Below are 14273 nucleotides of genomic sequence, written 5' to 3'. Positions count from 1 at the left end.
TAGGAAATGGGGACTTCCGGGAGCAAAGAACAAAAAATTTACAATACACCGGGTTCGCCAAGCGCAAAGTATCTACTGTTAAAAATATCGGTAAAACTATTTTGATGTAATTTTCGAATAATAACGATTAAATTTGACTGAATAAATTAATACATAGATAACGATTAGTGCAGCAAACAAATTTAGAAAAATCAACGAGAAGTTCAAATTGAAAAATTGAGTTAGCACTCCGACTCCAACAGGAGGAACAATGAATCCGGAGTAAGCGCATATATAAAATGCCGAAATGACTCGCGGACGTTCTTCCGGCTTCGGCAACTGGCTGGCAAACCTTAAAGAAACTTGAAAAGTCCATCCGGCGCCAATTGCTTGAATAATTATACCAGCCCAGAGCAAAAATAAACTCGCTGTCTGACCAGAAAAAACGATGACCCACGATCCAGTGGCAAGGAAGAGGATTCCAATACGCATCCGAGTAACGGGATTACGCGGCCAAGGGAAGAACTGCATCAAAGCTCCCCCGCCTAGAAGGACCAGAATTAACAACCCGGAAATAGAAAGATTGTCGGTGTGAATAACGTTCTTTGCAAATGAAGGAATTAGAGAAAATACAATTCCGCCTAACGTAAAAACAGTAAAGATTGGAAGTCCGATAAATGACCAAAAATGGGTACGAATATGGTCTGGAACACCTAGCGAAATTTTAGTTTTATCTGTTGGCTTCTGCGCTTGGGAATCTTCATTCTTCGGTAATATTTCCAGAACGACCAAGGAACTTACTAACATGACGAGCAGAAACCAATATGGCAGCCGAAGCGGCATAAAATGAACATATTGCACGATTAAGCCTGAAATAGCTGGGCCCAAGCCAAAACCGATGTTTACTATTACTCCTGATAACTTAATTGCCATACCCACTTTATTTTGAGAGGTTTGTTTTAATAAAAAAGCGCTAGCAGTACCTGTAAAAGCTCCATATGCAATGCCTTCCAAAATCCTTGCAGCATAGAGCATCCAAACGTTAATACTCATTAAAAAGATCAATGTCGAAGCAATAGAAATCCAAATACTGATGCGAAGCACTCTTTTCAATCCCCAGGCGTTCCCTCTGGCCCCAACGACAAGCAAGGTCGGCAGCAGGATAGCGGCATAAACGGCAAACAAGATCGTGATTTCCAGACTGCTCAGCCGATAATGCTCCCCATATAAAGGGAATAATGAGGAAATAAACGTAGCTCCGCAGGACATCATAAGAACAACCCAAAGCATTCTTTTCATAAAATCTCCTCTTTCTAATTTGAGATTACCTCCTAGTAGGTAATCTCAAAGTTCAAATGTTTATCTTGTAATTAGATGAAACTGGAAGAAATACAAACTTCAATATACTTACTTACTAGTTGGTAAGTTTCCTTCAAAAAAATTTAACTTCTAATTAACCTATCTATTTGGTCAGTAATTTTAGATAATATGTCCTTTTCTAACACGCGTTTGTACTGCAAGCTACCTTTAATGCATGACAAGACGGCATAGGCTAAAGATTCAACGTCAACGGAACTTTTAACTACCCCTTCTTTTTGCGCTTCTGTTAGGAGTTCCATCCAAATCGTCAATTCAAACCGGCTTAGTTCTTGGACTTTTACTTGAACGACTTCCGGAAGGGATTCAAAGTCCGTTTGAAGCGAAGATATTGGACAAATGCCTTTATTCCCTAGCTTTAATTGTTTAGTCATTAATCTTTTTATTTTCTCTTCGACGGATATTGAAGCGTTATTCACGGACAACATTAATGTATGCAAAGTCTGATGGATCCTATCCGTTAAAGCAACCGCTAAATCCTCCTTCTTTTCGAAATGGTAATGAATGCTTGCCTTTGTCACACCTAATTGCTTAGATATATGGTCATAACTAATTGCAACATAACCTTTTTCGCGGATCAGATCCAGCGACAGGTCAAGAATTTGTGTTTTTCTGTTTTCCATAAACAAATACTAACTTACTAGTTGATAAGTTGTCAAGAAGAGCAGTTCGTTCAGGTGGACAATATTCTCAGTCAGGAAGAGGTCGCGGAGCTCACAGAGGCGATGGAAGAGTGATGGTCAGCACCGGCTCATATTACAAGGTGCTTAATCAAAAGGTCAACGTCTGGCGTGACCATGGCATCATAGCTAAATATTCGCTGCATGCCAGAATCGCCCAAGCGGCAAGTGAAAAGGAGCAGCCAATCGGCTGCTCCTTTTACATACGCACAAAATGAGATGTTATGCACATCGTTTTGCATGTTCGTCACGTAATCATTAACACCTTACATAATTGCGTTTGAAACCAAGTTGCCCTTTATCTACCGCCTTCTGAATAGTTTCGGAAGCGTGTAGAAACTTGCTTTTTGTCTTGTCCCGTTTGACTTCTACTTGACCAACTGCTTTTGCGGTCTCGACAGCCTTATCATGGAGAGGCGAATAGGATACCCCCACGGTGTAAAGAAAACTATTCATTGCATATTTTGTTCGTTCGGGAGAATCGTGAATCGTATTTTGCACGATTTCAAGCATATTGGCAAGTTTGCTTTCGGAAAATTCGCCGTCCGGTCGACTACCCAAAAGCCAGCAGTAACAACTCCAGCCTGCTGACATTCTCAGTTCTTCGCCGCTTGCGATCCATTTATCGGAAACTTCTTGTGCAATATCTGTTTCTGCCAAGGTTACAGCCACTACATAGTCGGATAGCATATAAAAATAAGCCGAATCTATCCAACGGTTAAAATCATCATCGGTCATTGCTTTTGGGTCTGCAATTATACCGGCAAAGTACATGGCATCGTAATTTCCGCTTGCGTAAAGCTGCTCCGCCAAAGGTTGGTTTTTTTTAATTTTCTTGGCGATAGGTTTCATTGCGCCTGTAGCCACACCAAAAAGCGGTTCGTGCGCGCCATTGGATACGTATATTTTCTTGGTACGTTCTTTGCCGAGAGCTTCAAGCTCCTGCATAACCATCTCGGAATTCATTGTTTAACACTTCCTTATTCATGAAGGATTTCACCAATTTTATCATAAACACATACTGGACAGCCATAGTGTACTGCATTTGTCTCCTTGTCATACGGTTTAATCCGTATAAAACAGCTATTTTACTAGTGTCAGACTCTGACTTATGGCCATGACTCTAGTTTTTGACGACACATGGAGAATGCAGGCAATTAAACATATATAAGACTGCATGAATCTAGTAATTGCTGGTATAATAGTAGACCTACATAGCCTAAGAATACTAAAGGAGACTTGTATGAAAAAAAATGTATACGTGATCATTTTGATCTGTGGGTTGATTAGTATTTCCGGTTATATACCAAACCAAGCGGCAGCAAGTGGTAATTATACAGCCAGGGTATACACCGACTCATTGAATGTCCGCAGTGAGCCTTCACTTGAATCGTCGATCGTAGGTGCTTTGAAGAATCGCGAGTTGGTCACCGTTTCGAGTGAAGAACACGGCTGGCTGCGCATCAAGTCGGACCGGGTCTCCGGCTGGACGGCAGGTCATTATTTGAAGAAGGTCGATGGCAGTGTCGTAACGGCATCGGCGACAGATCAAGATGGCATTGTGCAAAAGAGTTCTGAAACCACCCGGGCGACTGTGCTCGCGGATTCGCTGCGGATCAGGGCTGGCGCCGGATTGAACTATAAGGTTCTAGGAGGCCTAACAAAGGGTGAGGCTGTTACGATAATGGACAACCAGGAAGGATGGGTTCGGATCCAGACTCCGGATGGGCAAATCGGCTGGGTATCCGATCGTTATATCGTGAAAGGCGCAAAACAAACAGCGGCGGTTTCTTCGGGAAAATCGAATGGACTTAAGGGGAAGGTAATCGTCATTGACCCCGGTCATGGCGGAGATGATCCTGGAATGATCGGTACGAAATATGAAACGATAGAGAAAGAGCTTAATTTGAGCACCTCCTCCTACCTCGAGGATGAGCTTCGCAGCCGCGGAGCTCGCGTCATCATGACAAGAACGAAGGATGAGGAGAGGCCCAAGCTTTCCGACAGGGTGAAAATAAGCGAATCCGCCGGGGCGGATGCTTTCGTCAGCATCCATTATAATTCTTCGGAGAAAAAAACTTCCGGCATACTTACCTTCTATTATTCGGAAACGAAAGATCAACCATTGGCCCGCGCGATAGAAAACAGACTTTCAGATGGCATCGGCTTGAAGAGCAACGGGATTTCTTTTGGCAATCTTCACGTTTTGCGGGAAAATGATAGGGTATCTACACTCGTAGAGCTCGGTTTCTTGTCCAACGCAAAGGATGAATCCATTGTCCGCGTCTCCGACTACCAGAAGAAAGCAGCCAAAGCAATTGCAAAAGGGCTGGAGGATTACTTCAGCAGGTAACTGCAAATTTGATCGGACAAGAGCAGACCGCCCGCTTTGGGCGGTCTGTTTTTTCTTGTAGGGGTCTCGCCATCAAAACGATCAATAGATTAAGTTTCTTATACGCCGGTGAAAAGAAGGCTGATATCCTCGTTGCCGTTCTTCGTCTTCCATCCGTTGTAGCCTGCCGCATCGGTAATGCCCGGTTTGAACGTGAGTACATACACCTGGCCCGGCTTCATGTCCTTGGACAGCTTCAGCGTTACCTCGGTAACGACCGCACCCGTGTTGTTTAATTCGTCGCGAGAGATAGCGACGGCGTCCCCTCCCTGTTCCTTCATTACGAAGAACGGCTCGTTGACGTTTTTCACTGGTTCGCTGAATACGACCTTAATCGTCGTCCGGCTCAAGACGATAACCTGGTTCGCATACGGAGCCTCGTTGGCGACAATGGTTCCCGCGAACGCGGATTCGTTCGCGCCGTCCTGCGAGATGAGTGACGACACGCCATTTACCCTCGCCGTGTACACGTGGCCAGGATGGAACAAACCCGGATTCGGATCAGTTCCCGTGCGGAATTGGACGGCAATGACCCTATTCGTTCCCGGCTTGCGGACAGCGTATTTGCTCCAGCCGGACATCGAAACGTTGGCGCCGTTGTCCTTAAGAATCGTTACAGCTAAGGAACCGACATCCGCGTCCTTGATATCTCTGTCGAACGTGATCTCGATGGTGTTCTCGTTAACCGCGGCTATACTCTGAAGCTTAACCGGAAGGATCGGATTGGAGATGCCTCCGAATAGAAGGCCCGATTTCGAATCCATCACGTTGCCAGCCAGGTCGGGAATGCCCGACACGGTAAGGTTGTACACGGTCTTGTCTTGTTGGGCGGAAGTCCGCAGCGTGACGGTGCGTCCCTCGTTGTCCAGGCTCGCTGATATGATCGTCAAGCCGCCAATGGTGTACCGTCCAGTCTGTACGGCAATATCCCGATTTACCTTCTCGCTGAATTTGACAGTCAATGACGCATCCGTATTCACCTTAAATTCCGAATCGATGATCGTCGGCTTTACCGCGTCGTCGTTGCCGATGATGGACAAATCCGATCGCGTGTCCATCACGTTGCCGGAGAGATCTTTGACGTTCTTAACAGTCAGCCAGTACCTGGTGTTATCCGACTGATTCGACGTGGAGAACGTGACCTGTCTCTTATCCGAAGAGAGTTGCAGATTCGTTAGCTTCAGATTGCCGGAAAACGAGTAGTTCGCGGGACTCGTAGCCGTCTTGTTTTCAACCGGCTCAGAGAATGTCAGGATATATGCGCGAGCCGTTACCCGGTCGAATCCGGTTATCGCAGGCTTCACCAAGTCCGATCTCGTCGAAGAGAAATCCCAAGCTTTTCCATCGATGGTTAAGTAATGCTTGCGGTTCTCGAGCTGGTTGCTCGTCGTGAGCAATATTGACATCCCGTCTCCGCCGACCGTCGCGAGAATGATCGGCACGACGTTGCCAAGATCGTCACGCAGAGAGAATCGTCCGATATCCGCCGAGTCGGTCTTCGCCTTCAGGTTCACTCGCACCGTCTGGACGTTCAGTCCTTCGATCGACTTCACGTCCAGCACACTATCCCAGCCCGTATAGACCGCGTAGACAGCTTCTACGAGCACGCCTCGCGTGGCGTGGACCGTGTAGTCGTTCCGAGGGGTGATCCAGCCTTTGCTAAGAGCGGTTCCGACCGCAACCTTCGCCCAGGCCGATACTTTGCCAACGAAGCCGACGTTCGGGCTGGCAGGGACGTTGTTGACCTTCACCAGCACGGTGGCCAATTCTTCGACCTTCACCGGGGTTTTCGGCTCGAATCGGTTACCCCCTTTACCGATCATGATGCCCGCGCTTCGCACCGCTTGGACAGCCGCGAACGACCAGCGCGTCTTCAGCACGTCCACGAAGCCAGGCGTGGAATTGGAACGAGGCAATTCGAGCAGCTTGTAGAGCACGGTAGCGAATTGTTCGCGGGACATTGATTCGTTCAGGCGGGACGAGCCGTCCTCGAAACCGGTCATAATTCCTTGCCGCTTCAGCACTTGGAACTTCTCCTCCGTTGTGAGCGTCGCCGCTCCCGCTGCCGGGACGGCCAATCCAAGGAGCAACGATAACGCGAGCAATGCCAATGCGATTTTCCTCATCTTTGCAGTCCTCCTATAGAATTTCTGCTGGAACCGCGGAAAAAGAAAAGACCGTAAGCGGATGCGGACCAGCGAATATACCCTCTTTAACGACGCCACGGAGGAAAATGTTTCTGTCGAAGGCTGTCTCATCCAAAACTAGTCTCGATTCGAGCAAACTTCCGTAAATCCGCCGCGAGCTTATATCAACAAAATAAATACAGCCGAAGTCTTTAATGGGATGGAATGATTCGAATATCCTTATCCAAATTGGCAAGCATCATGTAATTGCGGTTGAAAGTAAAGATGCGTTTTACCTGATAATAGGACATGGACACAGCAGTTAATGCTTCGCTGAGCGAGAAACGGAGCTCGGGCCTGTCCATAAGCAGTCTGCGCGATTCCCTCTCAAATTCGGGGCCGCTGGAGATGATCTCCAGCTTCCCTTTGCTCACTGCCTTATCAATTGCATTCAGAAAATATTCCGCCTGCTGATAGCTGTATTCATTGCGAAGCCATACGTGAAGATCAAATATAATGGAGTTGGTAGTCACATAATTACGTTCAAGATCATGCAAATCCAAAAACAGGGAACGGGCTTTCAAATAGCGGGGGTCTTCAGGGTTCATTAAGGCGGCTAAAGCCGTTTCATCCAGAAAAATAGTTTCCTGTATGTTCAAGTAGTTATCCATATGTAAGCACTCCTTAATCCTCTAGTTTGCAAATACCATCCAAATACAGAAGTGGGTTATCTTCCTTTTGATCCACTGAGATTGGGGTTGATTCGTATGGGGCGCTTGCCAGGTATTGGACAATGATTCCATTGACGATTTCTTGCACGGTCGTATGCTGCATATCGGCGATTGCTTTTAGCTCATCATAATATTGCGGATTGATTTCTATAGTACCTTCTTCTTCTTGTACTTCACTTCTTGAGGAAATGAATTCGGAAGCGGTAGACTTCGCTTTTTCGATAAAGCGTTTGTAATTATTCACCATCGTGATTCACTCCTTATGCATAGCTTTTATATTAATTCGTCTAATTTTGTCGATTTAAGGGGGTAGTGTCGGGTGGAAAGTTAGCTTCTGGCTTCTAGCAAGGTGATGAGCGTCTTGGGTAAATTGGAAACATTTTTGGAGTTGGAAGAGTCTAATAGAGAAAGTAAGGGGATGGCTCACATTGAATAAATATTTATATGCAGTACTGATTTGTATCAGCATAGTGATATCTGGTTGCAGTCATAGCAAAGGAGAGGAATTTACACTTTCGGGGAAAATCACATCAATTGATGAAAAGAAGGGTTATGTTTACATCAATGACGTCACAGAAATCGAGTATAAAGACTACAAAAAATTACAGGTTGGTCAATCTGTAAAATTCACTTTATACAGTTTATCTAATGATGATATCTGGGATCCCAAGCTAATAAAAGTAAAGTCTGTTGAAGTCCTGAAGACTCCTTAAACGTCAATAGAAAAATCTGGAGTTCTCCCGTTTGCGTAACCTAGGAAGGGCCACAGGTGAGCTACTTTAATACTTTAATTTTAAATCTGTAAGCAACATAAGCTATTGTAAAAACAATCATACTACCAACTGTGTTAATAGCAAGATAAGGTTTAACGTAGCCGGAACAGTAAAAGGGTAGCTCTTCGCACAATAATTCAAAGCCCGCGGACGGAAACTCGTGTCCATACCATGGGAAACCTTTAGCCATCAAATTTGCCAACAAAGTAACGCCTAGTTTATCCACTGCTTGCGTTACTAAAAAAGTATGTATTAACAAAAAAATATGTTTTTTTGAAAACTGCTTCTGTCGGTTTAGTTCCGCTAAAGTAATAGCCACTGAACCTAGATAAGGGATGATTGTAAACATGATTCCATAATAAAGCCAAGAGATTGACCTGCTTTGATCTGCGGGAGCATTAACTAGCGCAGAGTAACTGAATCCAGCAAGCATATAGGTTAAAAAGTAAAGCATCGTATACGTCGCCGCTATAATAAAAGTTCGTTTTATAAAAGTTCCTACACACGTCGAGAGTCTATTCATTAAAGAAATACGCATACTATATTCTCCTTATACAGAAACCATCTATTATGATAATATTTCCAATTACTAGACGCTTGTATTCCCCCTTTTGTTTCTAAAAAAGAAAAAGACTTCCGAAAAGCTCGAATAACGAGTTTATCGGAAGTCATTATTATTATACTTGCGGAATATGGCGCCAGCCGCCGTATGCGGTAATATCCTCTGCATTCGCAGCAGCATATGCTTCACAGACGAAGCCGGATACCTCTGAACCATCATCCAGCTCAACCTTGCCAATGCCTAGCGGCGCCGGAATTAAGGAAGTGAACGTTCCGAAGGCTGCCGGAGACATTTCCCAAAGCTCGAGCTCAATGGATGCGCCGCCCTGCAATTGCTTGATCATGCCTGGCTTCGCTGGCGTCGTTGGCAGCTTCACCAGCTTATAGCGAGGTGCCGATCTCGCCTCGCGCATGAAGCGCGCATTGAGGCCATTCATTTGCTTCTCAAGCGGATAGCCTCGCATATGCAAGCCGCAAACCGCAACTACGATCATCTCTTCAACAGGATCGGATGCAGCCCCTGTTTCATTTACCGCTGTCAGCTCGGTCAAAGTCAACGTTTCATCAACGACTGCCTGCGCGTTTTCATTTCCGTCAGTATTTCCCGCTTCAACAGCTCGCTCATCTCCGCTCACGAACGAACGCGCAGCTTCGTTAATAAGATGCTCATTCTCCGCAATCGCGAACAGCGTAATGCCAAATGGCAGCCGCTCATCCGCAGTTCCTGCCGGTACAGCTACTGCACATAAATCGAGTAGGTTGCAGTGGTTTGTGTAGCGTCCCATGTCGCTATTCGTGCGGATCGGGTCCTGCCTCACTTGCTCGCGCGTCCATGTTCCGCCGCAGGTCGGCATGACGAGCACCGCATCCTGCAGCAGCTTTCGCGCTTCAAGCTTATAAGCCTGCAGCTTGTGCATCGCGCTAAATACCGAAGTCGCATCATGCTTTGCCGCAGCGCCCGAGCGCAATACTTGTTCAGTCACCGGAAAGGCAACATTCGGATTCGTTTCAATAAAATCTCTTAAATCCGCCCAGCGCTCGGCAACCCATGGACCATCGTACAAAATAGCAGCCGCATCCGAAAATAACTCGTAATCCACATACGCAATCGGAATGTTTAATTGCTCTATGCGCTTCACCGCCGCTTGCCAAGCTTCCTCATATTTCTCTGCGAACGGTCCATAGAAATCTATCGGCTGCTTCGGCAAACAGATTTTGGCTGGCATTCCAGCCTCTTGCCTCGGCACATACCGCGACCAAGGGTCATTCTCGTCAACGCCTCTAGCGATGCTATCCACGACAAGAGCATTCTCCAGGCTATGCGCAAATACGGTAACGCAGTCAAGGCTGGCGCAAGCAGGCACAACGCCCTTCACCGGCCATGAGCCGAGACTTGGCTTATAGCCGACAAGCTCATTAAGCGCAGCCGGCACCCTTCCGGAGCCAGCCGTATCTGTCCCGAGCGAAAATACGGCTTGGCCGCGGGCAACAGCAACGGCCGAGCCGGAGCTCGAACCGCCGCTGATCAGCTCCGGACGAAGCGAATTATGGGCTTCGCCATAAGGGCTTCGAGTGCCGACAAGCCCAGTCGCGAACTGGTCTAGGTTCGTTTTGCCAATCGGAATCGCTCCTGCCGCGACAAGCCGCTCCACGACAGACGCATGCTCCTGCGGCGTATAAGCGAATGTCTCGCAGCCAGCCGTCGTCGGAACGCCGGCTACATCGATATTGTCCTTGATCGCAAACGGGATACCCCAAAGCGGAGCATTAGCTGGGTCAAGCAGAGCCAGCCTTTCCAAATAAGGCTTAAGCGAAGCCATAGACGGAGGCGTAATCCATATATTCATGCCCGCATCTGATATTGACCGCTGCACGATTTCCGCTATAACATCCACTGGCGTCAATAACCCGCTCGCATAGCTTTTTTCCAGCCATTCAATCGATAGCTTCTGTGGAATGGTCACTTTTGTCATACGACCGCCTCCGTTTCCTCATGCTGCAAGATCCCAACGATCAACTGGCCCGTATGCACCTGATCGCCCGGCTCTACATGCACGGAGCAGACTTCGCCGTCGCATGAGGCTTGCTGCGAAAATTCCATTTTCATGCTTTCTACGATGAGCAAGGTGTCCCCTTTCTTCACCTGCTCGCCAATGCCTACAAGCACCTTCCACACACTGCCCGGCATCGTGCAGCGAATAGCAGCCGCGCCCTCCTGCAGCTCTTCCTCCTGCTCGGCCCGCGCCGGCTCGTGCTCCGCCACATACTCGGCAAGACCAAGCTCCTTCCAGCTCTCGCGCTCCGCTTGGAACGAGGCTTGCTGCTTCTCCTTGAACGCCGCGGCGCTTTCTTCAATAGAGCCTAGAAATTTCAAATATTCGCCTAGATCAAACGTCGTTTCGGTAATGTCCGCTTCATATCTGCCGCGCAGGAAATCCTCGCGAAGCCTCAGCAGCTCATCGGCCTCCACCGGATAAAATTGAATTTGGTCAAAAAACCGCAGCAGCCATGGCTTGCCTGGCTTGAAGCTCTCTGTGCTGCGCAGGCGGTTCCACATTTGAATCGTTCGGCCAACGAATTGGTAGCCGCCCGGACCCTCCATGCCGTATACGCACATGTAGGCGCCGCCGATACCGACGGCATTTTCCGGTGTCCATGTTCTTGCCGGATTATATTTCGTCGTAACAAGGCGGTGACGCGGGTCAACCGGCGTCGCAACCGGAGCGCCTAGATATACGTCGCCTAAGCCAAGTACAAGATAGTTAGCTTCGTATACGATTTTTTGCACGTCTTCGATGCTATCCAGCCCGTTAATCCGTCTGATGAATTCAATATTGCTCGGGCACCAAGGGGCATCCGGGCGAACGGTTTGCTGATAGCGGTCAATCGCCAGCTGCGTTGCCGGATCATCCCAAGAGAGCGGCAAGCGAACGATACGCGAGGGTACTTGAATCGTCTCCAAAGGCGGCAGCGAGCTGTCCAGCTCCAAAATAAGCTTGCACGCCTCGTTAACTGTAATTTTGGAACGGTCAATGTGTACCTGCAAGGAGCGAATGCCCGGCGTCAAATCCAGTACCGGAATTTGTCGGGACTGCTCGATCGCCTGCATGAGCGCATGCGCTTGAAAGCGCAGCAGCAGATCCAGCTCCAGATCGCCGTATTCCACAAGCAAATTCTCATCGCCGCTGCAGCGGATTTTGATCGGGAATCTGCGGCCTTCTACTTCATTAACGAGCAGCGGGTAATCCGGCGTCAAAGCCGATGCCGTATCCGAAAGCTCAGCAGAAGGCAAACCATTGCGTGCCGAGCCTCCGATCGCCTCCAAGTTGCGCTCTTGCACATCGCGAAGCTCATCCGCTTCTTCAAGCGTCAACAACCGGAAGCGCACTTTATCGCCGGCATGCAGCTGGCCAATTTTCCAAAACTGCGCCGAAGCTGTCGTCACCGGACATACAAAGCCGCCAAGGCTAGGTCCATCCGGGCCCAGCAGGATTGGCATGTCACCAGTCAAATCAAGCGTACCGATCGCATACGCGTTATCGTGAATATTCGATGGGTGAAGTCCTGCTTCTCCGCCATCCTCCCGCGTCCATAGCGGTGCAGGCCCAATCAATCGAACCCCGGTGCGTGAGCTGTTAAAATGAACCTCATAAGCCGTCTCGGAAAGCTGCTTCAAATATTCAGGCTTCAAAAACTCCCCCGTACAATGCGGTCCGGGAATGACGCCAATCGTCCATTCACGCGACATCTGCGGACGTTCACGCGGAGCAAGCTCCACCAACAACTCAGGCTCAGCCGCTTTGTTTACGCCAACCACGTCGCCTGCACGAAGCGCGCGTCCGCCATGCCCGCCAAACCCGCCGAGCGTGAATGTCGACGCGCTTCCAAGAATACGCGGCATATCGAAGCCGCCTGCAACGAGCAAATACGTGCGCAAGCCCATTTGCGCTTCCCCAAAGCTAAGCACCTGGCCGCGATCCGCAAAATTCGGCTTGTACAGCTCAACCTTCACGCCGTCCAGCTCCGCTGCCATATCCGCGCCGGTAATACAGAACCATACGCCGCTGCGGAATTTATAAGCGCCGCCGCGCAGCGTTAGTTCAAGACCAGCGGCCTGATCATCGTTGCCGAGCAGTTTATTGCCGATTCGGAAGGAGTAAGGGTCCATCGGCCCGCATGGCGGAACGCCGACATCCCAGTGACCGACACGTCCCGGCCAATCCTGAACGGTCGTTTGCACGCCTCCGTCTACAACCTCGATCGCATGCTCGGCAGGCTCAAAGCCATTTAACAGCTGCGTATAGACATGACCGTCTACAACCTCTTGATCGCCAAGCAGAGCCTGCAAATATTGCAAGTTTGTCGTAATGCCGTACATCCTTGTCTCGCCAAGCGCCTGAATCAGCTTCTTGATCGCTTCCTCGCGATTTGCGCCGTGAACGATAATTTTCGCAAGCATCGGATCATAAAGCGTCGTCACCGTAAGGCCGTCTCTTACCCATGACTCATTGCGGGCGTTTTCCGAAAATACAGCTTGATCAAGCTGGCCCGCGCTCGGACGGAAGTTCTGCAAGCAATCCTCCGCGTAAATGCGCGCTTGAATGCTGTGGCCGTCAGGCGCTTTCACAAGCGACTGCATATCCGTAAGCTCATTAGCCGCTTCCCGGACCATCCATTCCACTAAATCAACGCCCAACACCTCTTCCGTAACGCCATGCTCCACTTGAAGCCTCGTGTTCACCTCAAGAAAATAAAATTCGCATGTTTCCGGATCATACAAATATTCGACCGTTCCAGCGCTGCGGTAACCCGCTTCCGCCGCAAGGCGCTTCGAGGATTCAAACATCGCATTCCGAACCTCTTCCGTCAGATTTGGAGCAGGGCTTTCTTCAATGACCTTCTGGTTGCGGCGCTGGATCGAGCAATCCCGCTCGCCCAGCGTGACAACCTCGCCAAAGCCGTTGCCGAATATTTGCACCTCGACGTGGCGCGCTCTCGCAATATATTTCTCCAAAAACAATCCGCCGTTTTTGAAGTTTGTTTCCGCCAAATGCTTCACGCCGTCATAGGCCGAGCGCAGCGCTTCCTCATCCGCGCATACCCGCATCCCGATGCCGCCTCCGCCCGCGGTGCTTTTCAAAATAACCGGATAACCGATTTGGGCAGCCTGTACGAGCGCTTCCTTCAGCTCCGTAATCAATGCCGTACCCGGCAATAGCGGGACGCCTGCCCGCTCGGCAAGCTCCCGCGCCGAATGCTTGAGGCCAAACATCTCCATTTGCTCAGGAGTCGGCCCAATAAATACGATGCCGTGCTCGCGGCAAGCGCGTGCAAAGTCAGCATTTTCGCTGAGGAAGCCATAGCCCGGATGAATCGCCTGCGCGCCTGTCTCAAGCGCTGTTTGCAAAATTAGGTCTGTATTCAAATAGCTCTCTTTAGCCGGTCCTTCCCCAATAAGTATTGCTTCATCTGCATGATCGACATGCAGACTGTCTTGGTCGGCGCTGGTGTATACGGCGACAGATGCGATGCCAAGCTTGCGCAAGGTTCGCTCTATGCGAACGGCGATCGCGCCGCGGTTTGCAATCAATACTTTCGTGAACATCGTAACCTCTCCTCGCCAAGTGATTCTTCTGTAGATCTACCATGTATAA

General features: G+C 48.9%; 12 protein-coding genes and 1 pseudogene. 3 read left to right on the top strand and 10 right to left on the bottom strand.

Annotated features, from left to right (window positions below):
• Positions 1-96: 96 nt before the first annotated feature.
• Positions 97-1278 (bottom strand): MFS transporter, encoded by a 1182-nt coding sequence (locus AC2TDN_RS01825; RefSeq protein WP_484686828.1) that lies wholly within the window; start codon positions 1276-1278, stop codon positions 97-99.
• A gap of 143 nt (positions 1279-1421) precedes the next feature.
• Positions 1422-1979 carry a TetR/AcrR family transcriptional regulator gene (locus tag AC2TDN_RS01820; RefSeq protein ID WP_482064997.1) on the bottom strand — a complete coding sequence of 186 codons (558 nt, stop codon included), beginning with the start codon at positions 1977-1979 and terminating at the stop codon, positions 1422-1424.
• A gap of 110 nt (positions 1980-2089) precedes the next feature.
• Here AC2TDN_RS01820 and AC2TDN_RS01815 point away from each other — a divergent pair, with 110 nt between their 5' ends.
• Positions 2090-2254, top strand: a complete 165-nt coding sequence (locus AC2TDN_RS01815) for a hypothetical protein (protein WP_482064998.1) — start codon at positions 2090-2092, stop codon at positions 2252-2254.
• 40 nt (positions 2255-2294) lie between these two features.
• Here AC2TDN_RS01815 and AC2TDN_RS01810 read toward each other — a convergent pair whose 3' ends face one another.
• Positions 2295-3002, bottom strand: a complete 708-nt coding sequence (locus tag AC2TDN_RS01810; RefSeq protein WP_484686827.1) for a DNA alkylation repair protein — start codon at positions 3000-3002, stop codon at positions 2295-2297.
• Between the two features lie 277 nt (positions 3003-3279).
• On the opposite strand from AC2TDN_RS01810, the gene AC2TDN_RS01805 reads away from it, so the two are divergent.
• Complete coding sequence (locus AC2TDN_RS01805) at positions 3280-4389, top strand: N-acetylmuramoyl-L-alanine amidase family protein (RefSeq protein ID WP_484686826.1); 1110 nt, start codon at positions 3280-3282, stop codon at positions 4387-4389.
• A 98-nt stretch (positions 4390-4487) separates the two neighbouring features.
• Here AC2TDN_RS01805 and AC2TDN_RS01800 read toward each other — a convergent pair whose 3' ends face one another.
• The 4 genes and pseudogenes from AC2TDN_RS01800 to AC2TDN_RS01785 form a co-directional block, all read right to left on the bottom strand.
• Positions 4488-6185: an Ig-like domain-containing domain gene (locus AC2TDN_RS01800; RefSeq protein WP_484686944.1), complete on the bottom strand. Its 1698-nt coding sequence runs from the start codon at positions 6183-6185 to the stop codon at positions 4488-4490.
• Positions 6186-6215: 30 nt separating this feature from the next.
• A pseudogene (locus AC2TDN_RS01795) lies at positions 6216-6389 on the bottom strand (S-layer homology domain-containing protein); the annotation flags it as partial.
• Between the two features lie 377 nt (positions 6390-6766).
• Positions 6767-7225, bottom strand: a complete 459-nt coding sequence (locus tag AC2TDN_RS01790; RefSeq protein WP_482065001.1) for a type II toxin-antitoxin system VapC family toxin — start codon at positions 7223-7225, stop codon at positions 6767-6769.
• Positions 7226-7238: 13 nt separating this feature from the next.
• On the bottom strand, positions 7239-7532 hold the full coding sequence (locus AC2TDN_RS01785) for a hypothetical protein (protein ID WP_484686825.1): 294 nt from the start codon (positions 7530-7532) through the stop codon (positions 7239-7241).
• A 181-nt stretch (positions 7533-7713) separates the two neighbouring features.
• Between AC2TDN_RS01785 and AC2TDN_RS01780 the strand changes: the two genes are divergently transcribed.
• Positions 7714-7998 (top strand): hypothetical protein, encoded by a 285-nt coding sequence (locus tag AC2TDN_RS01780; RefSeq protein ID WP_482065003.1) that lies wholly within the window; start codon positions 7714-7716, stop codon positions 7996-7998.
• A 61-nt stretch (positions 7999-8059) separates the two neighbouring features.
• On the opposite strand, the gene AC2TDN_RS01775 is transcribed toward AC2TDN_RS01780, so the two are convergent.
• The 3 genes from AC2TDN_RS01775 to uca form a co-directional block, all read right to left on the bottom strand.
• Entirely contained in the window at positions 8060-8596 is a 537-nt protein-coding gene (locus AC2TDN_RS01775) for a hypothetical protein (protein WP_484686824.1), read from the bottom strand.
• A 139-nt stretch (positions 8597-8735) separates the two neighbouring features.
• Complete coding sequence (gene atzF, locus AC2TDN_RS01770) at positions 8736-10592, bottom strand: allophanate hydrolase (protein WP_484686823.1); 1857 nt, start codon at positions 10590-10592, stop codon at positions 8736-8738.
• Positions 10589-14224, bottom strand: coding sequence for an urea carboxylase (gene uca, locus AC2TDN_RS01765; RefSeq protein ID WP_484686822.1), 3636 nt, complete (start codon positions 14222-14224; stop codon positions 10589-10591). Before uca ends, atzF begins: the two co-directional genes overlap by 4 nt.
• Positions 14225-14273 lie beyond the last annotated feature (49 nt).

The sequence above is a fragment of the Paenibacillus sp. Y660 genome (genome assembly GCF_057221575.1).
This window is presented reverse-complemented; position numbering and strand designations above follow the sequence as displayed.